General features: G+C 58.6%; 21 protein-coding genes. 13 read left to right on the top strand and 8 right to left on the bottom strand.

The window, feature by feature from the left end; all coding sequences use genetic code 11:
• Positions 1 to 1470 (bottom strand): xanthine dehydrogenase small subunit, encoded by a 1470-nt coding sequence (gene xdhA / locus FCH38_RS07300; protein WP_174373356.1) that lies wholly within the window; start codon positions 1468 to 1470, stop codon positions 1 to 3.
• A 136-nt stretch (positions 1471 to 1606) separates the two neighbouring features.
• Positions 1607 to 2383, bottom strand: a complete 777-nt coding sequence (locus FCH38_RS07305) for a 3-hydroxybutyrate dehydrogenase (protein ID WP_174373357.1) — start codon at positions 2381 to 2383, stop codon at positions 1607 to 1609.
• A gap of 220 nt (positions 2384 to 2603) precedes the next feature.
• Between FCH38_RS07305 and FCH38_RS07310 the strand changes: the two genes are divergently transcribed.
• From FCH38_RS07310 to sbmA, 4 genes are all read left to right on the top strand, one after another.
• Complete coding sequence (locus FCH38_RS07310; RefSeq protein WP_153514914.1) at positions 2604 to 3665, top strand: LLM class flavin-dependent oxidoreductase; 1062 nt, start codon at positions 2604 to 2606, stop codon at positions 3663 to 3665.
• 54 nt (positions 3666 to 3719) lie between these two features.
• Positions 3720 to 4472, top strand: coding sequence for a type I methionyl aminopeptidase (gene map, locus FCH38_RS07315; protein WP_153514915.1), 753 nt, complete (start codon positions 3720 to 3722; stop codon positions 4470 to 4472).
• Between the two features lie 295 nt (positions 4473 to 4767).
• Positions 4768 to 5958 carry an MFS transporter gene (locus FCH38_RS07320; protein WP_174373358.1) on the top strand — a complete coding sequence of 397 codons (1191 nt, stop codon included), beginning with the start codon at positions 4768 to 4770 and terminating at the stop codon, positions 5956 to 5958.
• Positions 5959 to 6150: 192 nt separating this feature from the next.
• Complete coding sequence (sbmA, locus tag FCH38_RS07325) at positions 6151 to 7419, top strand: peptide antibiotic transporter SbmA (RefSeq protein ID WP_174373359.1); 1269 nt, start codon at positions 6151 to 6153, stop codon at positions 7417 to 7419.
• A gap of 53 nt (positions 7420 to 7472) precedes the next feature.
• Here sbmA and FCH38_RS07330 read toward each other — a convergent pair whose 3' ends face one another.
• Positions 7473 to 8456, bottom strand: a complete 984-nt coding sequence (locus tag FCH38_RS07330; RefSeq protein ID WP_174373360.1) for a polysaccharide deacetylase family protein — start codon at positions 8454 to 8456, stop codon at positions 7473 to 7475.
• Between the two features lie 151 nt (positions 8457 to 8607).
• Here FCH38_RS07330 and FCH38_RS07335 point away from each other — a divergent pair, with 151 nt between their 5' ends.
• The 5 genes from FCH38_RS07335 to FCH38_RS07355 all read left to right on the top strand — a co-directional run bounded on the left by FCH38_RS07335 (position 8608) and on the right by FCH38_RS07355 (position 13123).
• Positions 8608 to 9192, top strand: a complete 585-nt coding sequence (locus FCH38_RS07335; RefSeq protein WP_149899982.1) for an NnrU family protein — start codon at positions 8608 to 8610, stop codon at positions 9190 to 9192.
• A gap of 155 nt (positions 9193 to 9347) precedes the next feature.
• Positions 9348 to 10019 carry a tetratricopeptide repeat protein gene (locus FCH38_RS07340; RefSeq protein ID WP_149899983.1) on the top strand — a complete coding sequence of 224 codons (672 nt, stop codon included), beginning with the start codon at positions 9348 to 9350 and terminating at the stop codon, positions 10017 to 10019.
• Between the two features lie 133 nt (positions 10020 to 10152).
• Positions 10153 to 11583 (top strand): ribosome biogenesis GTPase Der, encoded by a 1431-nt coding sequence (gene der, locus FCH38_RS07345; RefSeq protein WP_149899984.1) that lies wholly within the window; start codon positions 10153 to 10155, stop codon positions 11581 to 11583.
• 197 nt (positions 11584 to 11780) lie between these two features.
• Positions 11781 to 12389 carry a DUF2026 family protein gene (locus tag FCH38_RS07350; RefSeq protein ID WP_149899985.1) on the top strand — a complete coding sequence of 203 codons (609 nt, stop codon included), beginning with the start codon at positions 11781 to 11783 and terminating at the stop codon, positions 12387 to 12389.
• A gap of 122 nt (positions 12390 to 12511) precedes the next feature.
• The gene (locus FCH38_RS07355; RefSeq protein ID WP_174373361.1) at positions 12512 to 13123 is read left to right on the top strand and encodes a hypothetical protein; all 612 of its coding nucleotides are present in this window, start codon (positions 12512 to 12514) and stop codon (positions 13121 to 13123) included.
• Between the two features lie 198 nt (positions 13124 to 13321).
• Here FCH38_RS07355 and FCH38_RS07360 read toward each other — a convergent pair whose 3' ends face one another.
• The gene (locus tag FCH38_RS07360; protein WP_149899986.1) at positions 13322 to 14371 is read right to left on the bottom strand and encodes a bifunctional monoglucosyl/glucuronosyl diacylglycerol synthase; all 1050 of its coding nucleotides are present in this window, start codon (positions 14369 to 14371) and stop codon (positions 13322 to 13324) included.
• A gap of 139 nt (positions 14372 to 14510) precedes the next feature.
• Complete coding sequence (locus FCH38_RS07365; RefSeq protein ID WP_174373362.1) at positions 14511 to 15431, bottom strand: PfkB family carbohydrate kinase; 921 nt, start codon at positions 15429 to 15431, stop codon at positions 14511 to 14513.
• A 156-nt stretch (positions 15432 to 15587) separates the two neighbouring features.
• On the opposite strand from FCH38_RS07365, the gene FCH38_RS07370 reads away from it, so the two are divergent.
• From FCH38_RS07370 to FCH38_RS07380, 3 genes are all read left to right on the top strand, one after another.
• Complete coding sequence (locus tag FCH38_RS07370; RefSeq protein WP_174373363.1) at positions 15588 to 17252, top strand: alpha-glucosidase family protein; 1665 nt, start codon at positions 15588 to 15590, stop codon at positions 17250 to 17252.
• On the top strand, positions 17249 to 17704 hold the full coding sequence (gene aac(6') / locus FCH38_RS07375) for an aminoglycoside 6'-N-acetyltransferase (RefSeq protein WP_174373364.1): 456 nt from the start codon (positions 17249 to 17251) through the stop codon (positions 17702 to 17704). Before FCH38_RS07370 ends, aac(6') begins: the two co-directional genes overlap by 4 nt.
• 300 nt (positions 17705 to 18004) lie before the next feature.
• Positions 18005 to 18643, top strand: coding sequence for a cell division protein ZapB (locus FCH38_RS07380; protein WP_174373365.1), 639 nt, complete (start codon positions 18005 to 18007; stop codon positions 18641 to 18643).
• Positions 18644 to 18712: 69 nt separating this feature from the next.
• Here the strand turns inward: FCH38_RS07380 and ade are convergent, their stop codons facing one another.
• On the bottom strand, positions 18713 to 20407 hold the full coding sequence (gene ade / locus FCH38_RS07385; protein ID WP_174373366.1) for an adenine deaminase: 1695 nt from the start codon (positions 20405 to 20407) through the stop codon (positions 18713 to 18715).
• A 272-nt stretch (positions 20408 to 20679) separates the two neighbouring features.
• Between ade and FCH38_RS07390 the strand changes: the two genes are divergently transcribed.
• Positions 20680 to 21627: an HD-GYP domain-containing protein gene (locus tag FCH38_RS07390; RefSeq protein ID WP_174373367.1), complete on the top strand. Its 948-nt coding sequence runs from the start codon at positions 20680 to 20682 to the stop codon at positions 21625 to 21627.
• Here the strand turns inward: FCH38_RS07390 and FCH38_RS07395 are convergent.
• Positions 21624 to 22133: a GNAT family N-acetyltransferase gene (locus FCH38_RS07395; RefSeq protein WP_174373368.1), complete on the bottom strand. Its 510-nt coding sequence runs from the start codon at positions 22131 to 22133 to the stop codon at positions 21624 to 21626. The two genes, FCH38_RS07390 and FCH38_RS07395, sit on opposite strands and share 4 nt — an antisense overlap.
• Entirely contained in the window at positions 22133 to 24322 is a 2190-nt protein-coding gene (locus tag FCH38_RS07400; RefSeq protein WP_174373369.1) for an anthranilate synthase, read from the bottom strand. The genes FCH38_RS07395 and FCH38_RS07400 overlap by 1 nt, the downstream gene beginning before the upstream one ends.
• Positions 24323 to 24559: the final 237 nt, after the last annotated feature.

Here is a 24559-nt window from a genome sequence, read left to right on the forward strand (position 1 = left end):
TCAAGCCTCCTCCAGCGTGAAGCGCGCAAGTTCCTGCTTTTCGCCCGAAGTCTCAAGGAAGAACCGCGTCAGCAGGTTCTTGGCCGTCAATTGGCGATATTCGGCGGTCGCGCGCCAGTCGGTTAGCGGTGTGAAATCCTCGTCCAGCACATCACGCGCCGCGTCGATCGTATCCTGCGACCACGCCTTGCCGAGAAGGGCTGCCTCCAGATGCGCGGCCCGTTTCGGCGTGCCGGCCATGCCGCCAAAGGCGATGCGGATGTCTTCGATGGTGCCTTCAGCGTCGAGTGTCAGATTGAAAGCGGCGCACAGCGCGGAAATATCCTCGTCGCGGCGCTTGGAAATCTTGTAGACGGCGTAATGGCTTTCCGGTCTTTGGGACGGTATGAAGAGTTTTTCGACGAATTCGCCGCTCAGCCGGTCCTGCTTGCCATAGTCGATGAAATAGCTCTCCAACGGCAGGGTGCGGCCGCCGGAAGACGAGCGCAGGGTGAGCGTCGCGCCAAACGCGATCAGCGCCGGTGGTGTATCGCCGATGGGCGAGCCGTTGGCGATGTTGCCGCCGATGGTTCCCATATTGCGCACCTGTTCGCCGCCGAGGCGGTTAAACAGCCGGGCAAGCGGTGGGAAATGGTCTGCAATGGTCTTGAAGGCCTGGCTGTAGGTGACGCCGGCACCGAGCGTGACGCCGTCCTCATCCACGGTAATCGTCTGCAAATCCCCGAGATTGTTGATGAAGATGACCGGGTTCAGCGCTCGCATCTGCTTCGTCACCCACAGGCCGACATCGGTGCAGCCGGCGACGATGGTGGCCTTCGGTTCAGCGGCGTAAATCTCGGTCAAATCGGAAAGCGTCGCCGGAATGATGGTGCGATCCTCGCCTCTGATGACGGTGATCGTCTCGTTTTCGCGGATTGCCCAGAGCCGTGCCATGATGTCGGTCCGGTCGCGTTGCAGCGGGTCGAACAACGCGCTTGGGCGCGCAGCGGCGATTTTTTCGGCGGCCTTCACGATCGGCTCATAACCCGTGCATCGACAGAGATTGCCTTGCAGCGCCTTTTCGATATCGGCGCGGCCGGGTTTTTCGCTGGTCAGCCAGAGGCCATAGAGCGACATGATGAAGCCAGGCGTACAGAAACCGCATTGCGACCCGTGGAAATCCACCATCGCCTGCTGCACGGGATGAAGCGTGCCGTCGCGGGCGGCCAGATGCTCCACCGTGACGATATGGGTGCCGTGCAGCGAGCCTAAAAAACGGATGCAGGCATTGACGCTTTCATACCGCAGCGAACCATCCAGCAGCCGCCCGACCAGCACCGTGCAGGCGCCGCAGTCGCCTTCCGCGCAGCCTTCCTTGGTCCCGGTCAACCGCTTGCTGATGCGGAGGTAATCGAGAAGCGTGTCGGTCGGTCCGAAATCCCTAAGCGAGATGGTTTCGCTGTTGAGGATGAAGCTGATCGCGTCTTTCATGCAATGCCCTGCTTTTTGTCCGGCTGCCGAGCCGGTTTCTTGTCATTATCCCGATACATCTATGCACGACCACGCGTGCATATCGATTTCCGTTTTGGCAATTCATTGTTTCCATAACGGAAAGAAATTCCGGCAATTATTGCGCCGTCCAGCCGCCATCGACGGAAATATGGGTACCGGTGATGTTGCTGGCCGCGTCGCTGGCCAGAAACAGCGCGGCAGCCGCCACATCGTCGACAGTGACGAATTGTTTGGTTGCCTGCAATTCCAGCATCACGTCGTTCTTCACCGCCTCTTCGCTGATGCCGCGCATCTTGGCCATTTCCGGTATCTGCTTTTCGACAAGCGGTGTCAGAACATAACCGGGACAGATGGCATTGACGGTGACGCCGGTCTGCGCAAGTTCAAGCGCTGCCGTCTTCGTCAGGCCCATGATGCCGTGTTTGGCCGCCACATAGGCCGATTTGAACGGCGAGGCGACGAGGCCATGGGCCGAGGAAATGTTGATGATGCGGCCTTTACCGGCCTTTTTCATCAGCGGTATCGCGGCGCGCATGGTATGGAAGGAACTGGTCAGATTAATGGCGATGATCCAGTCCCATTTTTCCGTCGGGAAGTCCTCGATGGGCGCGATATGCTGGATGCCGGCATTGTTGATGAGCACATCCACCGAGCCGAGCTTTTCGTGGGAGGAATTGATGAGGTCGGCGATCTCGTGCGGCTTCGTCATATCGGCCGGGTGGTAAAGCACACGCCCGCCGCTTTCGGCCTCCAGCAAAAGGCGCAGTTTTTCAATCTCGTCCTCGTCGCCAAAGCCGTTCAGCACGATATTGGCGCCTTCCCGCGCAAATCGCTGGGCGATGCCAAGGCCGATACCGCTGGTGGAGCCTGTCACGATAACTGTCCGATGCATGCTTTCCCCTTTTTGCATTACTTCGCACATATTTCAGCAGGTTATGCCCAAAGGGGGCAGGCTGGCAATCGCCATTTAGGATTGAGAGGTCAGCACGGTTCCTGGCGCTGCGGCCATCGATTTTTTCGACGCTAAGCATCCAGATTTTGCGGCAGATTTTACGTTTGTCTGCCGGGCCGCCCGTCCCTATCTCTCAGGCAAGCAAACAGAGGTATCGTTTATGGAACTCGGTCTTTACACATTCGCGGATGTCAATCCCAACCCGGCCGATGGCCGCGGGCCGGAAGGCGCGCGCCGTCTGAAGGATCTTCTTGAGGAAATCGAGCTTGCCGATCAGGTCGGGCTTGATGTTTTCGGGCTGGGCGAGCACCACCGCCCGGATTATGTCGCTTCCTCACCCTCCACCGTGCTTGCGGCTGCGGCGGTGAAGACGAAGAACATCCGTCTCACCAGCGCCGTCTCGGTGTTGAGTTCGGATGATCCGGTGCGGGTTTTCCAGCAATTTTCGACCGTCGATCTTCTCTCGAACGGTCGCGCCGAAATCATGGCCGGGCGTGGTTCTTTTATCGAATCCTACCCGCTGTTCGGTTACGACCTCGAAGATTACGACGTGTTGTTTTCCGAAAAGCTTGATCTGCTTCTGGCGCTGCGCGAGCAGGAAATCGTCACCTGGTCCGGCACCAAACATCCGGCCATCAATGGGCGCGGCGTTTATCCGCGTCCGTTGCAGGAACGTCTGCCCGTGTGGATCGCCGTGGGCGGCACGCCGCAATCGGTGGCGCGGGCAGGCGCCATGGGCTTGCCGGTAGCGCTCGCCATCATCGGCGGCGAATATCGCCGTTTCGCACCGTTGTTCGACCTCTACCATGAGGCAGCACGCCGGGCGGGACAGGAGAAGACGAAGCTGCGCACCAGCATCAATGTGCACGGCTTCATTGCCGACACCACCGACAAGGCGGCGGACCAGTTTTACGGGCCGCAGGCGGAGGTGATGAACCGCATCGGCCGCGAGCGCGGCTGGGGGCCGACGAACCGCGCCCATTTCGATGCAGCGCGCGGGCCGGAGGGCAATCTCTTCCTTGGCGAACCGGAACTGGTGGCGGAAAAGATCATCAAGGCACATGGCGTGTTCAAGAATGATCGCTTCCTGCTGCAGATGGCCATCGGGTTGATGCCGCATGATCAGATCATGCGCGGCATCGAGCTTTATGGTACGAAAGTCGCCCCTGTTGTCAGAAAAGAATTGACGGGGAGTGCCGATCCGGTGAAAGCCACGGCCTGATGATTACCAAGGCGGGCGTTTTCAGACCCGCCAAATAGAACGACGGACAGAGACATGGTCATTTCCACCGAAGAAGAACTTGATCTGCTGAAGGATATCGGCCGTTTGTGCGCCGTTGCCATGCAGACCATGGCGGACGCGCTGGAACCCGGCATCACCACGGCCGAACTGGATGCGATCGGCCGCAAGGTGCTGGAGGACAATGGTGCGCAATCCGCGCCGGAGTTCTGCTACAAGTTTCCCGGCGCGACCTGCATCAGCGTCAACGAGGAAGTGGCCCACGGTATTCCGGGGCCACGCATCATCAAGGCGGGTGATCTCGTCAATATCGATGTCTCAGCGGTGAAGAACGGCTTTTTCGGCGATACGGGTTCGTCTTTTGCCGTGCCGCCGGTGAAGAAGGATATCGAACGGCTGTGCCGTGATGGCAAACGCGCCATGTGGACAGGCCTGCAGCAGGTGAAAACCGGGCGGCCCTTCGCCGATATCGGCAATGCCATCGGCGCTTTCGCGAAAAAGAACCGCTATACGCTGATCACCAATCTGGCGAGCCACGGCATCGGCCGCTCCCTGCATGAGGAGCCGAAGGAACTGGCGACCTGGCCGGACAAGGACGAGCGCCGCATCATGCAGGAAGGCATGGTGTTTACCGTCGAGCCGTTTCTTTCGACAGGGGCCTATTGGGCCGAAGATGGTGATGACGATCCGTGGACGCTCTACAGCGATCCGAGCGCGCCGACTGTGCAGTATGAGCATACCGTAGTGGCGACGAAGAACGGGCCGCTGGTGCTGACGCTGGTTGAATGACAGCTAAACCTCCTCTCCGTCATCCTCGCTTTTAAGGGGAGTGCGTGCCGCTTGTTTCTTCTCCCCGCCGGGGAGAAGGTCGCGGCAGCGGGTTGAGGGGGCAAGCTCTCCGAAAATCCGGCAACGTTGCCCCCTCATCCGAACCCTTCGGGCCACCTTCTCCCTCTCGGGGAGAAGAAATACGCGGCACACTCGGAACGCATCGCTGCTCGCCGCGTGACCGATAAATCCGGCTTATGACGCCGATCAAAATAACTCGCTTGTCGCTTATCCGCCCGATTGCGATAAGCCATGCATGACCACCGACAAGCCACTTTCCGCCAGACATCTGACTGCACTCGGTTTCGCCGGGGCTCTCATGATGGCGTCCGCCATGGGTTTCGGCCGCTTTTCCTTCACCCCCATCCTGCCTGGCATGATGGCGGATGTGCCGCTTTCGGCGGGGGATGCGGGCATTGTCGCGGCGGGGAATTTTGCCGGTTATCTGGCGGGTGCGGTGCTTTCGGCCTATTCCTGGGGTTCTGGACGGGAGCGGCTGGTCGCGCTTGGTGGTCTGTTTTCCACGGCTGCGCTGCTGCTTGCCATGGCCGCGTTCAATTCCGTCGCGGCCTTCACCATCATCCGCTTTCTCGCCGGTGTCGCCAGCGCGCTGACCATGATCTTCACGTCGCAGATCGTCATCGGCCACGCCATGAAGGCCGGCAAGGATCATATTCAGGCGCTGCATTATGGCGGGGTTGGCGCGGGTATCGCCATCTCCTCGCTTGCGGTCTATCTGATCGGTGTGGTTTTTGATGGTGGCGGCGCCTCCTGGCGGGAGGAGTGGATTGCCGGCGCGGTCTTTTCCTTCCTGACATTTCTGCTTGTCTGGCGGGTGCTGCCCGCAGGCCCGCCGCGGCATGCGTCCTCGGCGGCGGAGCCGCCGCTTCAATGGACGCGGCCGCTGTTTCTGACAACGCTCGCCTATGGGCTGTTCGGTTTCGGTTATGTCATCACCGCCACCTTCATCGTGGCGATTGCCCGCATGGCGGCGGCCGGCGCTTTCGTGGAATTTCTGGCGTGGTTCATCACCGGCTGCGCCGCCGCCGTTTCGCTGTTCCTGTGGAAACCGCTGCTGAAGGCGAAGGGGCTGAAACGGGCCTTCGTGATCGTTCTTGCCGTCGAAGCCGTCGGCGTCTTCGCTTCCGTGATGCTGCCGCCGGTGCCTGGCGTTCTGGCGGGCGGTCTGCTTCTGGGGCTGACCTTCATGGTCATCACCGCCTATGGCCTGCAGCTCGGCCGGGAATTTGCCGGGCCAAGCCCGCGCCGCGCCTTCGCGCTGATGACGGCGGCCTTCGGAACGGGGCAGATCGTCGGGCCGCTGGCCGCCGGGTGGATCGCCGAGGTGACGGGAAGTTTTACCGCGCCCAGCATTCTCGCCTCCGCCGTGCTGGTCGTCAGTATCGTGCTGATGCTGCCGGTTCTTGCCGCCGAGCGGCTGCGTTGAGCCTGCACGGGGTCCCCGGCACCAATCCAGACCTTTTGCGAGGCTTTTCGCCGGGATCGATCTGCCGTTCGCGCCTTACATCTTGTTAAGGTCCGCGCTTCGCCGTTGCTGTGCACAAATTTCTGCCCTAGGTTCGGGCCATCTAGTGCTTCGCCAATAATGGCTGATTTCAAACGCGCGTGAGTTCTAAACGTGTTTCATTCTTTCTTTCCCAAGCCCAAATTGTTCTTCATCTCCGCGATTGTCTGGGCCTTCGTCGCCATCCTTGCCTGGTACTTCATCGTTGATAGCGTAGGCAGGTCTTGGGGTTATGTGATGCCCGAGCAGGAACCCTACGATCTCAGCTATTTTCTGGTTCCCGCAAATCTGTTCTTTTACGGCTATCTCGCATCGTGCCTGGCGTTATTCGGCGTTGTCTGGACCGTCATCGCCAGGGATCACCCCTGGAAACTCTGGTCCATATGGGGATCGCTGCTGATTATCGCGGTGACCTATTTCGGCGTTCAGATTTCCGTCGTCATCAACAATTTCCGGCGGCCTTTTGGCGATCTTCTGCAAAATGCCCTTTCCAAACAACCGGGTATCGAAGTCTGGGATTTCTACAGCCTCCAGATCGTCTTCGCCAAGATCGCCTTTCTCAGCATGGCGGTTTCGATCCTGACGGATTTCTTCACCAGCCATTACATCTTCCGCTGGCGAACCGCGATGAACGACTTCTACATGTCCAAGTGGGAAAAGCTGCGCCATATCGAAGGTGCTTCCCAGCGTGTTCAGGAAGATACGATGCGGTTCTCCTCGACGCTGGAGGCGTTGGGCATCACCCTGATCAACTCGGTGATGACGCTCGTCGTTTTCCTGCCGATCCTGTTTGCGCTGTCGTCCTATGTCTCTGAATTGCCGATCATCGGCGAAGTGCCGCATGCGCTGTTCTGGCTGGCGATCGTCTGGTCCATATTCGGTACGGTGCTGCTGGCGACGGTCGGCATCAAGCTGCCCGGCTTGAACTTCCGCAACCAGCGTGTGGAAGCCGCCTATCGTAAGGAACTGGTCTATGGCGAGGATCACGCCGACCGCGCCCAGCCGCCGACAGTCAAGGAGCTCTATTCCAATGTGCGGAAGAACTATTTCCGCATGTACTGGCACTATCTCTATTTCAACGTGGCGCGGTATTTCTACATCCAGGCCGATGCGGTGTTCCTGCTCCTGATGCTTGTACCTACCATCGTGGCCGGCAAGATCACCTATGGTATCTACCAGCAGATCGCCACGGCCTTCGGTCAGGTCAGCAATTCGTTTCAGTATCTGGTCAATTCCTGGACGACGATCATCGAACTGCTTTCCATCCATAAACGTCTCGTGGCCTTCGAAGCCGCGATCGACGACAAACCCCTGCCTGACATCGACGAGCGTTATCTTCAGCGGGAAGCGGAAGCAGGTGAGCTGGCGGCCAACAAGCCCTGACGAAAACAAAAAAGGCGGCCAACCGGCCGCCTTTTTTGCGCGAGCTGATAATTTCAGCCCTCGGTCTTCTGCTTCTTGCGGGCCTCGATCATCGGCATCGACTCAGCATAACTCACGCAGGCGACATCGTCTTTCCGGCAGACTTCGCGCAGCAGGCGCTCATAGGCGTTCCAATAGGCGCCGCCATTCATCTTCACGAAGTGAAAGCCCATCTGTAGCGGAATGCGCTCGCCATTATATTGCCTGTCGAAAGCGTTGCGGAAGGCCGTGTAGGCGCGTTCCTCGAATTCCTTCGAACGATCCGGTGTCTCGACGCCGATGGAATGGCGGATGAAGAGATTGTAGTCCATGGCGATGATGGGCCGGTTGCCAGATCCTTCCGGTATGAGCGGCAGGCCGAAATGTTGAATACCGTCACGCTCCACCGGCCATTCCGGGCCCTTGGTGACGCTGGTGGCGTCATAAACGAAGCCGTGCTTCTTTTGCGCGGCGGTCAAAGCCGGTCCTTGCGACAGATAAGGGGCGCGGAAACCGTTGATGTTCTTCACCATGGCGCGCCAGCCTTCCGGTTCCTCGCCCTTCTTGCCGATCATCTGCCAGGCGTTTTCCAGCATGCTGGTGAAGGTGGTGAATTCGCCGTCCCATTGTTCCGCTGTCCACTGCCCGCCATCGAAATGGCCGCAGGTGTGGTTGCCGATCTCGTTACCTTCGCGATAGGCGGCCCAGATGTTTCTGAGCCTTGCCTCCACCTCTTCCGGCGACTGGCCGAAACCGACATTGGAGCGACCGGCCTTCTGGCCGGGTCCCTGATAGGTCTTGGCGCTGGTCTTGCGATCCAGCACCAGTGTGCAGGCGAGAAAATAGGTGAAATGCGCGCCGACTTCCTTCGCTGTCGCCCGGCTTCTTTCCCATAGCGTATTGTCGCCTGCGCCATCAAAAGACACGATGACGAGCTGCTTCGGCTTTTCCGTATTTTCGGCAAAAGCGGGCAGGGCGGTGAGAAGCGACAGGGAAAAAGCGGCAAATTCGCGAAACATCAGTCATCCGTCATATGAAACATCGTGGCCTTTTGCGGGTGGAATAAGGCGAAGCTTTGAATAGTCTGGCTTTTAAATGTCTTTAAGCCTAATTCCTGTTCTGCCTCGCGGTTATTTTGGCCGCGTTCCGATCCACCGGGGACTGTGTTTCATGCTTTTTCTCGTACTCTGTCTTGCCTTGTTTTTCCTGACGCATCTTTTGAAAGTGTTTGCGCCGCAGTTTCGCGCGCGGCTGATCGCGAAAATGGGTGAAGGTCCTTTCAAGGGCGTCTATTCCCTCGCCAGCCTCATCACGCTCGGTCTCGTCATCTATGCCTTCGGGGAAGCCCGGCAGGAGACGGGCATGTTGTGGTATCCGCCGGTCTGGACGAGCCATCTTGCCGTGACCCTGATGCTGCCGGCGATGATCTGTCTTATCGCCAGCCTCATACCGGCTGGCCACATTGCGACGAAGACGAAACATCCGCTCATCCTCTCCGTCAAGATCTGGGCGCTCGCCCATCTTCTGGCGAATGGCGAAACCTCTTCGATCCTGCTCTTTGCCTCGTTCCTCGCCTGGGGTGTGGTGATGCGGATTTCGCTGAAGCGTCGCGAGAGAGCGGGCGAAAAAGTGGTTCGTTCGTTCGTCTCGGGCCGCTACGATCTGGTGGCCATTGTCGGCGGCATCGTTCTCTGGGGGGCTTTCATCCTGAAACTGCACGAATGGTTGATCGGCGTTCAGCCGATCGCGATGTAGGAAATCGACGTTTCCCCCTTACATATCAGGCAAAATAGGCTAGAAGGCCGACCATGACCCGGTCGGCCATGCTTGTGCCTGTCCGGGTAAGCGGCTTGGTATGTCCGCAGACGGATGGATCGGTAACGATCTCCGCGCGGGTAACGGAGAATTTGATGGCAAACGAAAATGATACCTTTATCCGCGAAGTGAACGAGCAGATCCGCTCCGAGCAGCTGTCGCGCTTCTGGGGCCGGTACGGTATCGTGGTCGTCGGCGCCGCCATTCTCGTGGTTGTCGGTGCCGCTGGCGCCGGTATCTACGAATACTGGAACACCAGCCGCGCTTCCAATTCCGGCGACCAGTTTCTGGCGGCCTTGACGCTTGCTTCCGAAAACAAGACGGATGAAGCGCTGAAGGCATTCTCCGATCTCGAAACCTCCGGCCACGGCAATTATCCGGTTCTGGCGAAGTTCCGCTCAGCCACGCTGCTGTCGCAAAAGGGTGATGCGGCCGGCGCCATCGCCGCTTTCACCGCCATCGGCAACGATACTTCGGCACCGCAGGTGTTTCGTGACACGGCCAAGGTGCGCGCTGCATGGCTTTTGGTCGATAACGGCACCTATGATCAGGTGGTTGCGCTGGCCGAGCCTCTGAGCGCAGAAGGCCAGACCATGCGCGCCTCCGCCCGTGAGGCGCTGGGTCTTGCCGCCTACAAGGCTGGCGATTTCGCCAAGGCCAAACAATGGTTCGAGCAGATCATCAGCGACACGCAGGCGCCGCGCAATGTGACGAACCGCGCGCAGATCATGCTCGACAATATCACCGCTTCGGGCAAAGCTGCTTAAAGCCGCTTCTCCGAGCCAGATCGTCCCGGCATATCTTCGCATTGCCAAAGCGATCCAACTCTTTATTTTACGCATGTCTTTTGCCCAAAACAGGTAACGTTTTGGGCAGACTTGCTCTAAGGAACAGACAACAATGAGCTTCACCGTCGCCATAGTCGGGCGCCCCAATGTCGGCAAGTCCACCCTTTTCAACCGTCTGGTCGGAAAGAAGCTGGCGCTGGTGGACGACACGCCGGGTGTGACCCGTGACCGCCGTCCCGGCGACGCGAAGCTCATCGACCTGCGCTTCACCATCATCGATACCGCTGGTCTGGAGCAATCCGGGCCGGAAACGCTTCAGGGCCGCATGTGGGCACAGACGGAAGCGGCGATCGATGAGGCCGATGTGACGCTGTTCGTCATCGACGCCAAGGCTGGCCTGACGCCTGCCGACGAGACGCTGGGCGAAATGCTGCGCCGTCGCGGCAAGCCGGTGGTGCTGGTGGCCAACAAGTCCGAAGCGCGCGGTTCCGATGCCGGCTTCTATGACGCCTTCACCCTCGGTCTTGGCGAGCCTTGCCCTGTCTCTGCCGAACATGGCCAGGGCATGATCGACCTGCGCGACGCCATTGTCGAGGCGATTGGCGAAGACGTCGCTTTCCCGCCTGAAGTGGACGAGGCGGAGACCGACATCGTGCTTCCGCGCACTGAGCCGGGCAGCGAGGAAGAAGAAGACGAAGAGCCCGTCTATGACGAGACCAAGCCGCTGCGCGTCGCCATCATCGGCCGACCGAATGCGGGCAAGTCGACGCTCATCAACCGGTTCCTCGGCGAAGACCGCCTGCTGACCGGCCCGGAGGCCGGCATTACCCGCGACAGCATTTCCGTTGAATGGGACTGGCGCGGCCGCACCATCAAGATGTTCGATACGGCCGGCATGCGCCGCAAGGCCAAGGTGACGGAGAAGCTGGAGAAGCTTTCGGTCGCGGATTCGCTGCGCTCCATCCGTTTTGCCGAAACGGTGGTGATCGTGTTCGACAGCACCATCCCGTTCGAAAAGCAGGATCTGCAGCTGGTCGATCTCGTCATCCGTGAAGGCCGAGCCGCCGTGCTCGCTTTCAACAAATGGGATCTGGTTGAAGACCCGCAGGCCTATCTTGCCGATCTGCGTGAGAAGACCGAGCGGCTTCTGCCGCAGGCGCGCGGCATTCGCGCCGTGCCGATGTCCGGCCAGACGGGTTATGGTCTCGACCGGCTGATGCAGAGCATCATCGATACGGACAAGGTCTGGAACCGCCGTATCTCGACCGCCAAGCTGAACCGCTGGCTGGATGGACAGACCACGCAGCATCCGCCGCCGGCCGTTTCCGGCCGTCGCCTGAAGCTGAAATATATGACGCAGGTAAAAGCCCGCCCGCCGGCTTTCATGATTTCCTGCACTCGCCCGGAAGCTATTCCGGAGAGCTATACGCGTTATCTGGTGAACGGCCTGCGCAAGGATTTCGACATGCCGGGCGTGCCGATCCGCGTGCATTATCGCGGGTCCGATAATCCGTTTGAGAGCAAGGCGAAGAAGCGGCGTTGATTTTGACGTGAGGCGTCGCGGCGTATTTCTTCTCCCCGCCGGGGAGAAGGTGGCCCGAAGGGTCGGATGAGGGGGCAACCTCTCCCATATCGACGGCCTCGCGCCCTCATCCCGCTGCCGCGACCTTCTCCCCCTCGGGGAGAAGAAACAAGCGGCGGACGCTCGTCCAACGTCCTGCCTTAGAAAAGTGAAAAACCATGCTGATCAAGCAGACCGACTATCACCGGATTTACCGGGTCATCAACAGCCTGCTTCTCAGCCAGAATGCCGATCCCGCTTCGGCTTCCATGTATTTCAGCACATTCGGTGCGTTCATTCTCCAGCAGCACTACAAGGTGAAAGCTGTGCCGAAGGGCGGGCTTGCCGCCTATAATCTCGGAGGCAAGGTTCTGCTGTTCGCGGATCATCGCGAGGATGGTTACGTGACGGGCGCGGGCGACAATTTCCATTGCTGGGTCGAGGCGGATGGATGGGCGATCGATTTCATGACGCCGGCTTTTTCGGATAGTGCGCGGGGCCTGTCAGTGCCGCCGAAGATGTTTCAGCGCCCGCTGTCGGCGATGGCGGCGTCCATCAACGATCTCGGGCAATCCGGCGATTTCTTCTACCGTTCAGAACCTGAAGCGACGGCAAAACGCTTTGCCGACTGGCACCGCCACGCGATGCTCGGCGATATGGCAAGCGTCGCCGCCAACTGGTTCCGCAAGTCGCCGAAACAGATGTCGGCATCATTGTCGGTGACGGATCGGGATGGCAAGGCACGGACTGTGCCGCTTTCCGGGCAAATGCTTTCCGGAGCATGGTGAAGGCGGGTTTTGCCGCACGGCGCTGATCCCTAAAGGTTTCGGCAGCGAAAGGTCTTTTGATTTATAAGGGCAACCCTGTTACGCAGATTAAACTGCATCAGGGACGGGATTGATGTGCTCCTATGGCCGATGACACCATTTCAATCAGCTTCACGCCCGACCCGAAACATGTGCCGTATTATGTCTACGGCTATCAAAATCAGGCCTATGAAAATTACAGTATGATTTGTGACAAGTCCTGGAAGCGCCATTTTGCCTCGGCAAGAGCGCATCTATCCTCGTTTGCGGGACTGGCTGCCGCTGCCATCTATTCCATAAGTCTGCCGTGGTTTCCCGGCGTCTGGCCGGTGGTCGGTTATTGGGTGTTTGCACCCGCACCGTTTGTGGCCCTCGCCATATGGTTCATTGTCTCGCGGGGCTCGAGAAGGGAGATGAAATCCTATTACGAGGTCCTGGCACATTGGAATATTGCCAATGATCGGATGTATTCGCCTCACACACAGGTGGAGATAGGACCCGAGGGTTACAAGCAGGTCACAAGACTGGACACCGTGCAGCTGAGCTGGGCGCGCTACCATCTCGCACTCACGCCGCAGGATAGTCTGGTGCTGGTTTTTCACGGGACGGTGGCTGTCATCCCCAACAGCGCCCTGCCGATGGCGCCAATGGAGATTATCGAGAAGATCAATCAATGGTCAGCAGCCCAGCAAAAAGAGCTGCTTGCTTTATCCTGAAGCGGCATCTCAAGGGGGCTGGCGGCGTATCATCGGGAAATAGGACGGCCAGCGTAATCTCGCGGCAACCGCCTGACGTCAATCAGCAGCCCGACCCCGTTCTAAAGATAACGGCGGTCGCGTCCTGATTGCCTTGTGACATTCCCGTCATGTTTCGTCCACTGTCCCCGCGCAAAAAAACCGGGGATGTGCCTGCCTTCAGGCAAGCTGTGAACGCGACAGGAGCGGTAGGGATTTTCCCGCCGCGTGGATGACATTGTCGAGGAATTGCCGTGAGGCCTTTTCCCAGCTGTAGCTTCTGGAAAGTGCCAGCGCCTCCTGCGGCGAACAATGAAGCGCCGCCAGACAGGCATTGCGAAGATTGTCGTCCAGTGCCCCCGCACCGGGATTGCCACCGAGAATATCGATCGGCCCGGTAACGGGGAAGGCGGCCACGGGCACGCCGCTTGCCAGCGCTTCCAGAATGGTGTTGCCGAAAGTGTCGGTCTTGGAAGGGAAAACAAAGACATCGGCCTGCGCATAGGCGTCGGCAAGCTCTTCGCCGGTTTTGACGCCGGTAAACAGCACGCCGGGATATTTTTCCTGCAATTCGTGGCGGGCCGGGCCGTCGCCGATGACGACCTTCGATCCGGGCAGGTCGAGGTCGAGGAATTCCGGCAGGTTCTTTTCCACCGCCACACGACCAACGGTCATGAAGATCGGTCTCGGCAGATCGAAAGGCAGCGTCGTCTTTGGGCGGGGATGAAACAGTTCGGCATCGATGCCGCGGCTCCAGCGCTTCAGGTTCTTGACGCCGCGCGCTTCCAGCTCGGTCTCAAGGCTTGGGGTCGCCACCATGCAGGTGTTGCCGCCATTGTGGAACCAGCGCACGAACGCATAAAGCCAGCTTTCCGGGATTGGAAAACGCGCCGCGACATATTCGGGGAAGCGGGTGTGATAGCTGGTGGAAAAACGCATGTGGTTTTTCACGCACCAGCGCCGTGCCATGAAACCCAGCGGACCTTCGGTGGCGATGTGTACGAAGGAGGGCTGGCTTTTTTCGATCTCCGCCGCCACACGGCGATAACCGGCGACCGAGAGGCGGATTTCCGGATAGGTGGGGCAGGGGATGCTGTAGAAACTCTGTGGCGTGACCATGTTCACATCCACACCAAGCCGCGCCAGCTCGGTATTGGTGTTTTCGATCGAGCGAACCACGCCGTTGACCTGCGGGTGCCAGGCATCTGTGACAATCGTGATTCTCGTCATGAAACACTGATCCTGCTCATCTGCGCGCAGGCGATTCCCCATTGCCCGGCTTCCGCCCGTATATGCGGCGTGCGTGTTACAGGATCATGTCAGGCCGTATGACGGTCAATATCGTCCCTGTTCAGGGCAGCCTCCCCGCCTATCCGACCAGCGGCAGAAGCTCGGGGCTGATCAGCGCACCGTGATGGCCGATGACGGTTGCCGCTGCCCTTGCGGCGAAAGTGGCGGCTTCTTCGGGTGAACTGCCGGTCACGTAACGGGCGAGGAACGCGCCGTTGAAACTATCGCCCGCGCTTGTCGTGTCCACCACGTCCACGGCTTCCACCGCTGGCGCGTGGCTGCGGTTGCCGCCGAAATCGAGCGTGGCACCCTTTACACCGTCTTTCACGACGATGTTTTCGACGCCCAGCGAACGATAACGGTCGATGGTCGCTTCCACGGAACTATCACCGAAATGGCTGGTTTCGTCATCGAAACTCGGCATGACAAGCGTTGCGGCGCGTGCGCCATTGGTGATCGTTTGCAGCATCGTGTCCTTGTCCGCCCAGAGACGCGGGCGGATGTTTGGATCGAAGACCACGGGCTTGCCTGCCGCTTTCGCGCGGCGAAGTTCCGCCAGAAACGTATCGACATCATGCGCGGAGGCGAGAATGGCGAGGGTGATGCCGGAGAAATAGATGACGTCGGCGCTTTCCACCGTTCGGCGCAGATGATCCGCGTCCGCGGCCAGCTGTCTTGCGGCGGCGTCGTTGCGCCAATAGCTGAAGGTGCGCTCGCCGTCTTTCAGGTTGATGAGGTAAAGGCCCGGTGTGCCGCCCTTGATGCGACGGATTTTTTCCGTGCCGATGCCGGCTTCCGCGATGAAGGCGAGCATATCTTCCGAAAGCGGATCATCGCCGAGTGCGGTGAAATAATCGACGGACCAGTCTTCCGGCAGGCAGGCGCGCGCATACCAGGCGGTATTGAACGTATCCCCGGCGAAACCCTTGCGCAGCAGCCCGTTGCCGGCCTGCGACAGTTCCACCATGCATTCGCCAATCGACAGAAACCGTCCACCCACGCCGTCATCCTCCCGTTTTTTCCAGCCATGCGGCTTACGACGGGCGAACGCCGCTGACAAGTGCGGTTCTGGTCGATTGTGCGTGTGCGAAGTTCCGGTTTACGTGGCCGCGACAGCTTTATATTCTCCCGGCCAGACACCATCAGGAGATCGCCGATGACGCTACCCCATGCCCCGGTCCATAAATCTCAAGCGCAATCGGACTGGTGGAAGGGAGCGGTGATCTATCAGGTCTATCCGCGCTCGTTTCAGGATACGACCGGCGACGGATATGGCGATCTTGCCGGGGTGACGAAACGGCTGCCCTATATCGCCTCGCTCGGCGTCGACGCCATCTGGCTTTCGCCGTTTTTCACCTCGCCCATGGCCGATATGGGCTACGATGTTTCCGATTATTGCAATGTCGATCCGATGTTCGGCACGCTTGCCGATTTCGATGTTCTGATGGCCGAGGCGCACCGGCTGGGGCTGAAGGTCATTATCGATCAGGTCATTTCGCATACGTCCGACAAACATCCCTGGTTCGTGGACAGCCGTGCCAGCCGCATCAACAGCAAGGCCGACTGGTACGTCTGGGCCAATCCCAAGCCGGATGGCACCGCGCCCACCAACTGGCTTTCCGTGTTCGGCGGGCCGGCATGGGAATGGGACGGCGTGCGCAAGCAATATTACATGCACAGCTTCCTCGCCTCGCAGCCGGATCTCAATTTCCACAATGCCGAGGTTCAGGATGCGCTCCTGGAAACCGTGCGGTTCTGGCTCGATCGCGGCGTGGATGGTTTCCGGCTCGATACCGTCAATCACTATTTCCACGACAAGCTGTTGCGCGACAACCCGCCGCTTTTCGATGACGAAAGTTTTGGTCTCGATGCCTCCGACGTCAATCCCTACGGTATGCAGGACCATCTCTACGACAAGACGCGGCCGGAAAACGTTGCCTTCCTCAAGCGCTTCCGTGCGCTTCTCAACGAATATGAGGGACGTGCCACCGTTGGCGAAGTAGGGGACGGGGCGCGTTCACTGAAGACGGTGGCATCCTATACATCCGGTAATGACAAGCTCAACATGTGCTACACGTTCGACCTGCTGGGGCCGGATTTCAGCGCGAAACATCTGCGCGGCTCGGTGGAAACCTTCGGAAAGGTGGTCACGGATGGCTGGGTGTGCTGGGCCTTTTCCAACCATGATGTGGTGCGCCATCTCACCCGCTTTTCCGAAAGCGTGGAGGAGCAGACACGGGTGGCGAAGCTCGCCATCTGCGTTCTGGCCAGCCTGCGCGGCTCGATATGTCTTTATCAGGGCGAGGAACTGGGGTTGACCGAGGCGGAACTCGCCTTCGAGGATCTGCGCGACCCCTATGGCATTCGTTTCTGGCCCGCCTTCAAGGGGCGGGACGGATGCCGCACGCCGATGGTGTGGGAGACCGGCAAGCAGAATTCCGGGTTTTCAAGCGCTGAAAAGCCGTGGCTGCCCGTGCCCTATGCCCATGCCATGCAGGCTGTGGATGCGCAGGAGCGCAAGCCGGATTCGGTTCTGAACCATTATCGTGCGGTTTTGTCTTTCCGTAAAAGCCATGGTGCATTGCGCGACGGGGACATACACTTCATCAAGACCAATCTCGATGTGCTGGCTTTCACGCGCAGCAAGGGCGATGAAAAATTGCTGTTCGTTTTCAATCTCACTCGCGAGGCGGTGGAATTTCCGCTGCCGAAGGCCATGCGGCTTGCGGACATCCTGCCGATGCCGGGTTTTGCCCCGCTGTTCGATGCTGATATCGTCAAGCTTGATGGGCTGGATGTGTTTTGCGGGGTCGTCGCATGAGTGGTCGATTCGTTATCAGCAACGCCGCCGCATCTGTGGATGACTGGGCCCTTTTGCGCCACCGTTTATGGCCGGATACCACCTCCTCCGAACATATGGCGGAGTTGCGGGGCGTCTGCGAAACCGGGGCTGGATTTATTGTCCATGATCCTGCTGGAATGGCTATCGGTTTTGCCGAGGTCAGTCTGCGGCGGGACTACGTCAACGGCTGCGACACGTCGCCCGTGGCCTTTCTCGAGGGAATCTATGTCGAGAAGGCGTTTCGCGGCCAAGGCATCGCTGCCGCGCTGGTGGGCGAAGTGACCCGATGGGCGGTGAGCCAGGGCGTGAGCGAGCTTGCTTCCGATGCCGATATTTCCAACGTCGATTCCCACCGCATGCATGCGGCGCTGGGATTTGAGGAAACGGAACGGGTGGTTTATTTCCGCAAGCTGCTAACCTCGGACCGATAACATTTCGCCACTGTTAAACCGCTGATGAGGCCGGAGTCTCGGGAGGCCCCGGCGATGAGATGCGAATCTGCAGTGGTCCCAACTTAAATAATAATATTTAAAGTATTAATATATATTAAAAGGCGCATAACATGGTTTTTTGTATGAATATTCTTCGTGATGCCGCCGATAGAATAAAATATGCACGGGATTTTATGATTTTACTTTAATATTGGCGAGCCATTGGCAAGTTTCGCGTATTAATTATTGAGGCGCTACATATTTTTCTGCCGCCAACCATCAAGCGAAGCAGGGATTGTCATGTCCGTTTCAATCAAGAACTGGAATCAGGCCGCCGCCGGTAATTCCACTTCCTCACGCGCCAAAGCTCTGGCCGCCGTACCCTCTATCAGAAACATTTTCCCTTCCGGGCAATCATCGGTCAGCAGATCATCGACAACCGCTCAAGCACCAAAAATGTCGTCAGCCGACTATCTCGCCTCGGCCGCCTTCATGCGGAATCTGAGGGTCAAGCTTTCGATGGCGGGTGACGATCCGGCGCAATATCTGCGTGCCCGGTCGATGGTGAGCGCTCTTGAAAGCGGGCGATTGCAGGTGTCAGACCCCACGCAGGGCAAATCGATCAATGCCTGGGATCCAAACCAGAAAAATGCCAAGCCGACGACTGCCACTGATATTGCCAAGACCAACTGGGTCGACTTCCTGAACTCAGAACTCAGAACTCAGAACTCAGAACTCAGAACTCAGAACTCAGAACTCAGAACTCAGAACTCAGAACTCAGAACTCAGAACTCAGAACTCAAGCGCAGCGAAGATGGAGCGCTTTCCAAGGATGGCAGCGGCAGCTATGTCGACAAGACAAGCGGAAAACAAGCCTATTTCGGCAGGGTCGCAGGCAAATATTACTACGTGACCTGGCCTGCGGACACGAAAGCATAAGACTGCTTCCGTCGCCTCAGACACGCGAACCGGATGCTTCGCGCTGCTTGCGGTCGATAAACGCCGTCATCAGATCAGGGCAAACCGGTCCACATCCACCATGCCCATATCTGAAATCTTCAGATGCGGAATGACGGGCAGCGGCAGGAAGGCGACCTGCAGGAAGGGTTCTTCCAGCGTCGTGCCGAGGGCATAGGCCGCCTTTCGCAGGGTGTGCAGCGTATCGCGCACCGTTTCGTAAGGTTCGAGGCTCATCAGCCCGGCAACGGGGAGCGGGATTTCGCCGCTCACCCTGCCGTCTTCGACCACCACGAAACCGCCCTTGATTTCGCCGAGCCGGTTTGCGGCCAGCGCCATGTCGTCCTCGCTGACGCCGACGACGCAGATATTGTGGCTGTCATGGCCGACGGTGGAGGCGATGGCGCCTTTCTTCAGGCCGAAACCCTGCACGAAACCGTTGGCGTGGTTGCCGTTCTTGCCATGGCGTTCGATGACGGCGACCTTGATGATATCGTTCTCGAGATCGATGGTCGTCTGGTTACCGTCCGTCGGTAGTTTATAGCGGCGATGTTCGGTAATGATCTTGCCGGGAAGCACGCCCATGACAGGGCTTTCGCCTTCGGTGACGGGCACGCCAAAATGGGAAGCGAGCACCGGCCTTGCCTTGACGCTGTCGAGACCGACAGGGGCGACCGGCTTGCGGGTGGCAAACAGGGCATCATCGACGATCCGTCCGCCGGAAAGCACCATGCTGGCCTTGCAGTTCTGCAGACTATCGATGACCACGAGATCGGCGCGCCAGCCGGGTGCGATGAGGCCGCGGTCGCGAAGGCCGAAGGCTTTCGCGGCGGAAATCGAGGCGGCGCGGTAGATGGCGAGCGGTTCAACGCCGCTGGCGATGGCGGTGCGGATCATATAGTCGAGATGGCCCTGTTCGGCGATATCGAGCGGATTGCGATCATCCGTGCAAAGCGCCAGATAGGGCGACAGTCGTTCGGTGATGATCGGCATCAGGGCATGCAGGTCTTTTGACACAGAGCCTTCGCGTACGAGAATATGCATGCCCTTGCGGATTTTTTCCAATGCTTCCGGTGCACTCGTGCATTCATGTTCGGTGCGGATGCCGGCTGCGAGATAACCGTTCAGTGCCGTTCCGGAGAGAAGCGGCGCGTGGCCGTCGATATGCTGGCCCTGAAAGGCCTCCAGTTTTGCCATGCATACCGGGTCCTTGTGGATGACGCCCGGAAAATTCATGAATTCGGCAAGCCCGATGACCTTCGGGTGATTGCGGAACGGCAAAAGCTTCTCGATCGGCAGATCGGCGCCCGAGGTTTCCAGATGGGTTGCGGGCACGCAGGAGGAGAGCTGCACGCGGACGTCCATGATGGTTTCCATGGCGCTGTCGAGGAAGAATTGAAGTCCTTCCACTCCCAGAACATTGGCAATCTCGTGCGGGTCGCAAATGGCCGTTGTGACGCCATAGGGCAAAACGCAGCGGTCGAACTCATGCGGGGTGACGAGCGATGATTCGATATGAAGATGCGTATCGATGAAACCCGGAACGACAATCTTGCCGGTAATATCGATTTCCCGGCGGCCGCGATAGTTCTCGCAGGTACCGATGATGGTATCGCCGCAGACGGCAATATCCGAAGCAACAAGTTCCCCGGTCACGAGGTCGAAGAAGCGTCCGCCTTTAAGAACCATATCTGCCGGTTCACGGCCCGTACCCTGATCGATGCGCGTTTCAAGTTTCGAATTCATGCGGTTCTTCTTCGGTTCCTGGTTTACGTCGTATGCGAGAATTATCAATATTTACATTCTCAGGTTGTTTCTTGATGTATTCAGATTGATTCTTCGTTTTTTAAATATATCCTGAGTAAATAATTTTCATATTCGTGCTATCTTATGTTCTGTGTTGCAGAGTTAAATAGTTCGGCGGGCTTATATTTATCCGTCTGAAGGCTGGTTTTACGTTAGTTTTTATCAATAGCGGGTCACGTTATCATTCCCGGGAAGGAAAATAAAAGCGTCTGATGCTTAAGCGAATTTCCACCCGGCAATTAACTGTTGGCATGTTTATCGAGGCGGTCGAGGGAACGCTGTCGAACCGGCAGACTATGCAACGACATCGGTTTCTCCTGCGGCATGAGGATGTGGTGCGCCAGCTGAAATCGAGCGGCGCGGAAAGCATAGTCATCAATACGGCGCGGGGAAATGATATCGAAGGCAGTTCGGGGGCCGGCGTACCTGCCCTCGTACAACCGGGCAGTTGCTCTGAAATCACGGTAGCCGTCAGCCATGCCGTTCGTTCGGCTGCTGATGCGGTTGCGGAGACCTTTGCGGTCGCAGAAGCCGGCGGTGGTGTTTCGCTGAAAGGCATGGCGGCGGCAACGGGCAAGATTTCCGAAGCGGTGCAGTCAAACCCGGCGATCTTCATCGGCGTTACCCGCCTGAAATCGAAAGACGAAACAACTTTCGTGCATTCGGTATCCGTCAGCGGTTTGATGATGCATTTCGGCTGCTATCTCGGGCTGGATAAGGCAGCGGTCGATCTGCTCGGCATCAGCGGCCTGCTGCATGATATCGGCAAGGTGGAAATTCCCTCGTCGATCCTCAACAAGGCGGATGGGCTGAACTCCAGTGAGCGGGAGATCATCAATCTCCATCCCGCCTTCGGACGCGATATCCTGTCGCGCAACGCGCAGATGCCGGAGATGGTTCTCGATGTCTGCTTCAACCACCACGAGCGGATGGATGGCGGCGGTTATCCGAGCGGCCGGTCAGGTGCCGAGATCAGCCTTTACGCCCGCATTGCGGCGATCTGCGACGTCTATGATGCCGTCACCTCGGTCAGGCCCTACAAGAAGCCGTGGACGGCGAATGAAGCGCTGACATGGATGCTGCGCCGGGAAGGCCATTTCGACATGCAGCTGCTGAAGAAGTTCGCGCTGTGCATCTCCGCCTCGCTGCCGAGGGCTTAGTTGCCGAAGATGATCGCCATGTTCAGGCTGTCAATGTAACGTCCGTCGATCAGAACAGCGTCGCGGCTACGGCCCTCATGCGCGAATCCGATTTTTTCGTAAAGCGCAATCGCCCTTTGATTATCGGCGTGCACGCTGAGTTCGACGCGGTGCAAGCCGAGTTTGCTAGCCGCGTCGAGCGTTTGCCGCATCAGTCGCGTGCCCAATCCCTTATCGCGATAGGCGGGCAAGATACCCATGCCAAGTGAACCGCGATGGGCGTGGGTCGGTCTGATCTCCCGGCGAATATCGCACCATCCGACAACCGAGCCATCCGCGATCGCCACGAATTGCGGATGGCCGTTATCGATCATGCCAAGAACGAAGGTACGAATCGCCTCAAGCGGTGGCGCCTCCACAAATGTCAGATATTTCCGCTCCCGCGACACCGTATCGAGAGCATGGTGAAAGCTTTCAACATGCTCCGCACGGATCGGCTCGATGGCAATCGCGTCGGTGGAAACCATTACGCCGCTTTCGTCTTTGCCTTGCGGGTCAGATGCACCACCACGTTTTCGATCATCCGCATGCCGGCGTCCTGGCCGAGCGTCATGATCGATTCCGGGTGGAACTGCACGGCGGCCACCGGTTCCTTGGCGTGTTCGATACCCATGATCGTGCCGTCCTCGCTTTCCGCGGTGATGATGAAATCACGCGGCAGGGTGGCGGGGTCGGCGAAGATCGAATGGTAACGGCCAACGGTCACTTCCTTGCCGAGGCCGGAGAAGACGAGGCCGGGCTCCAGTACGCGGATGCGCGAAGGTTTGCCGTGCATCGGCACCGCAAGCTGGCGCAATTCTCCACCATAGGCTTCCGCCAGGGCCTGAAGACCGAGGCAGACGCCGAAGATCGGCAGATCACGGGCGCGGGCGGCCTTGATCGTCGCCTTGCAGTCGAAATCCGTCGGGCTGCCGGGGCCGGGGGATAACACGACGAGATCGGGCTGAAAGCGATCGAACACGTCTGCCGCAACCGGTGATCTGACGGTGGAGACCGTCGCACCCGTCTGGCGGAAATAATTCGCCAGCGTGTGCACGAAGCTGTCCTCGTGGTCGACGAGCAGGATTTTGACGCCGGTGCCCACCTTGGCGGCATCGCGTTTGGTGGCGGCAGAGTTGGTGCCCTTGGCATCACGAATGGCTGATATCATGGCGGAAGCCTTCAGTTCGGTTTCAGCTTCTTCTTCCTGCGGATTGGAATCGTTAAGCAGCGTCGCACCGGCGCGAACCTCGGCAATGCCGTCCTTGATGCGGATGGTGCGCAGCGTCAGCCCGGTGTTCATGTCGCCATTAAAGCCGACCATGCCGATGGCGCCGCCATACCAGGCGCGCGGGCTCTTTTCATGACCTTCGATGAAACGCATGGCCCATAGTTTTGGTGCGCCGGTGACGGTGACGGCCCAGGCGTGGCTGAGGAAACCGTCAAAGGCATCCATGTCGTCGCGCAGGCGGCCTTCGATGTGGTCAACGGTGTGGATGAGGCGCGAATACATCTCGATCTGGCGGCGGCCGATGACCTTCACCGAACCGGGCTCGCAGACGCGGCTTTTGTCGTTGCGGTCCACATCCGAACACATGGTGAGTTCGGATTCATCCTTCTTCGAGTTGAGCAGCTTGAGAATCTGCTCGCTATCGGCAATCGGGTCGTCGCCGCGCTTGATGGTGCCTGAGATAGGGCAGGTCTCGATGCGGCGGCCGGAGACGCGCACGAACATTTCCGGCGAGGCACCGACCAGATATTCCTGATGGCCGAGATTGATGAAGAAGGAATAGGGCGAAGGGTTGATCGCCTTCAGGCGGCGCGAAATCGCCGACGGATTGCTTTCGCAACGCTCCATGAATTTCTGGCCGGGAACGACTTCGAACAGGTCGCCGCGACGGAAGCTCTCCTTGGCCTTCACCACCAGCTCGGAATATTCGCCGGGGCGGTGATCGCCCTTGGGCGGGATCGTATCGGTGGTCTTGAAGGGATCGGGTATGATGTCGGAGGACTTGCCGTCAGTCGTCACGCCGGCCTTTTCGAAATCGTAACGGTCGATCCAGGCCTTGGCGGAATAGTGGTCAACGACGAGGATTTCATCGGGCAGGTAGAGTACCATGTCGCGCTGGTCTTCCGGGCGCGAAAGCGACAGCTTGATGGCATCGAACTGGAAAGCGAGATCGTAACCGAAAGCGCCGAACAGGCCTATGGCAGAATCCGCATTCGAATAGAAGAGATCGACGATAGCTCTGAGCGCGGTGAAGACGGTCGGGATTTTCGAACGTTCTTCTTCCGTGAAGACGCGGTCCGGTTCGTTGACGGTCAGGTCGAGACGGCGGGTGGAGGATGCACCGAGGGTAAGATCGGGCGTCGCCTTCAGCTTTTCGGTGATGAAGCCGAGCAGCACTTCGCCACGGCCATTATAGGCCTCGATCCACATCTTGCGGCCAAAACAGGAAATGCCGAGCGGTGGGTCGATAATGGCCGTGTCCCAGCGGGTATAACGGCCCGGATATTCATAGTTGGACGAAAAAACCGCGCCGCGATGGGAATCGAGCTTTTCGATATAATTATCGATGGCGCTGGCATAATCGGCGGGCCGGCGCTTCCGGCTGACTTTTATGTCGCCTTTCGTCTCGTAGGTTTCCGCTCCGTCATCCTGAATGATCGTTACCATTTCTCTCATACTTCCCGTTGTTCAGGCCCGATGACAGGCGGCATAATAACAAAAAAGCCGCCTGAAAATTCGGGCGGCTTGGACTTTGTCTGAAGACATGACTGGTCAAGGCCGCGTAAAGCTGCTCCACCACCAGTTAGCAATGTTCATAGACACGATGTTCATGGCAAAATTGTTAGCCTGCGTAATCCGCCTTGGCAAGCGGATTTCGGTGAGGGACTGAACCTTACCGGCCGC

Source organism: Agrobacterium tumefaciens, assembly GCF_013337285.1.
Taxonomy (GTDB): domain Bacteria; phylum Pseudomonadota; class Alphaproteobacteria; order Rhizobiales; family Rhizobiaceae; genus Agrobacterium; species Agrobacterium burrii.

What these genes read in the sequence shown, in the direction of transcription:
- xdhA (WP_174373356.1), bottom strand. Translation starts at nt 1,470, where the DNA reads ATGAAAGACGCGATCAGCTTCATCCTCAACAGCGAAACCATCTCGCTT.
- FCH38_RS07305 (WP_174373357.1), bottom strand. Translation starts at nt 2,383, where the DNA reads ATGCATCGGACAGTTATCGTGACAGGCTCCACCAGCGGTATCGGCCTT.
- FCH38_RS07310 (WP_153514914.1), top strand. Translation starts at nt 2,604, where the DNA reads ATGGAACTCGGTCTTTACACATTCGCGGATGTCAATCCCAACCCGGCC.
- map (WP_153514915.1), top strand. Translation starts at nt 3,720, where the DNA reads ATGGTCATTTCCACCGAAGAAGAACTTGATCTGCTGAAGGATATCGGC.
- FCH38_RS07320 (WP_174373358.1), top strand. Translation starts at nt 4,768, where the DNA reads ATGACCACCGACAAGCCACTTTCCGCCAGACATCTGACTGCACTCGGT.
- FCH38_RS07330 (WP_174373360.1), bottom strand. Translation starts at nt 8,456, where the DNA reads ATGTTTCGCGAATTTGCCGCTTTTTCCCTGTCGCTTCTCACCGCCCTG.
- FCH38_RS07335 (WP_149899982.1), top strand. Translation starts at nt 8,608, where the DNA reads ATGCTTTTTCTCGTACTCTGTCTTGCCTTGTTTTTCCTGACGCATCTT.
- FCH38_RS07340 (WP_149899983.1), top strand. Translation starts at nt 9,348, where the DNA reads ATGGCAAACGAAAATGATACCTTTATCCGCGAAGTGAACGAGCAGATC.
- der (WP_149899984.1), top strand. Translation starts at nt 10,153, where the DNA reads ATGAGCTTCACCGTCGCCATAGTCGGGCGCCCCAATGTCGGCAAGTCC.
- FCH38_RS07350 (WP_149899985.1), top strand. Translation starts at nt 11,781, where the DNA reads ATGCTGATCAAGCAGACCGACTATCACCGGATTTACCGGGTCATCAAC.
- FCH38_RS07355 (WP_174373361.1), top strand. Translation starts at nt 12,512, where the DNA reads ATGGCCGATGACACCATTTCAATCAGCTTCACGCCCGACCCGAAACAT.
- FCH38_RS07360 (WP_149899986.1), bottom strand. Translation starts at nt 14,371, where the DNA reads ATGACGAGAATCACGATTGTCACAGATGCCTGGCACCCGCAGGTCAAC.
- FCH38_RS07370 (WP_174373363.1), top strand. Translation starts at nt 15,588, where the DNA reads ATGACGCTACCCCATGCCCCGGTCCATAAATCTCAAGCGCAATCGGAC.
- FCH38_RS07380 (WP_174373365.1), top strand. Translation starts at nt 18,005, where the DNA reads ATGTCCGTTTCAATCAAGAACTGGAATCAGGCCGCCGCCGGTAATTCC.
- ade (WP_174373366.1), bottom strand. Translation starts at nt 20,407, where the DNA reads ATGAATTCGAAACTTGAAACGCGCATCGATCAGGGTACGGGCCGTGAA.
- FCH38_RS07390 (WP_174373367.1), top strand. Translation starts at nt 20,680, where the DNA reads ATGCTTAAGCGAATTTCCACCCGGCAATTAACTGTTGGCATGTTTATC.
- FCH38_RS07395 (WP_174373368.1), bottom strand. Translation starts at nt 22,133, where the DNA reads ATGGTTTCCACCGACGCGATTGCCATCGAGCCGATCCGTGCGGAGCAT.
- FCH38_RS07400 (WP_174373369.1), bottom strand. Translation starts at nt 24,322, where the DNA reads ATGGTAACGATCATTCAGGATGACGGAGCGGAAACCTACGAGACGAAA.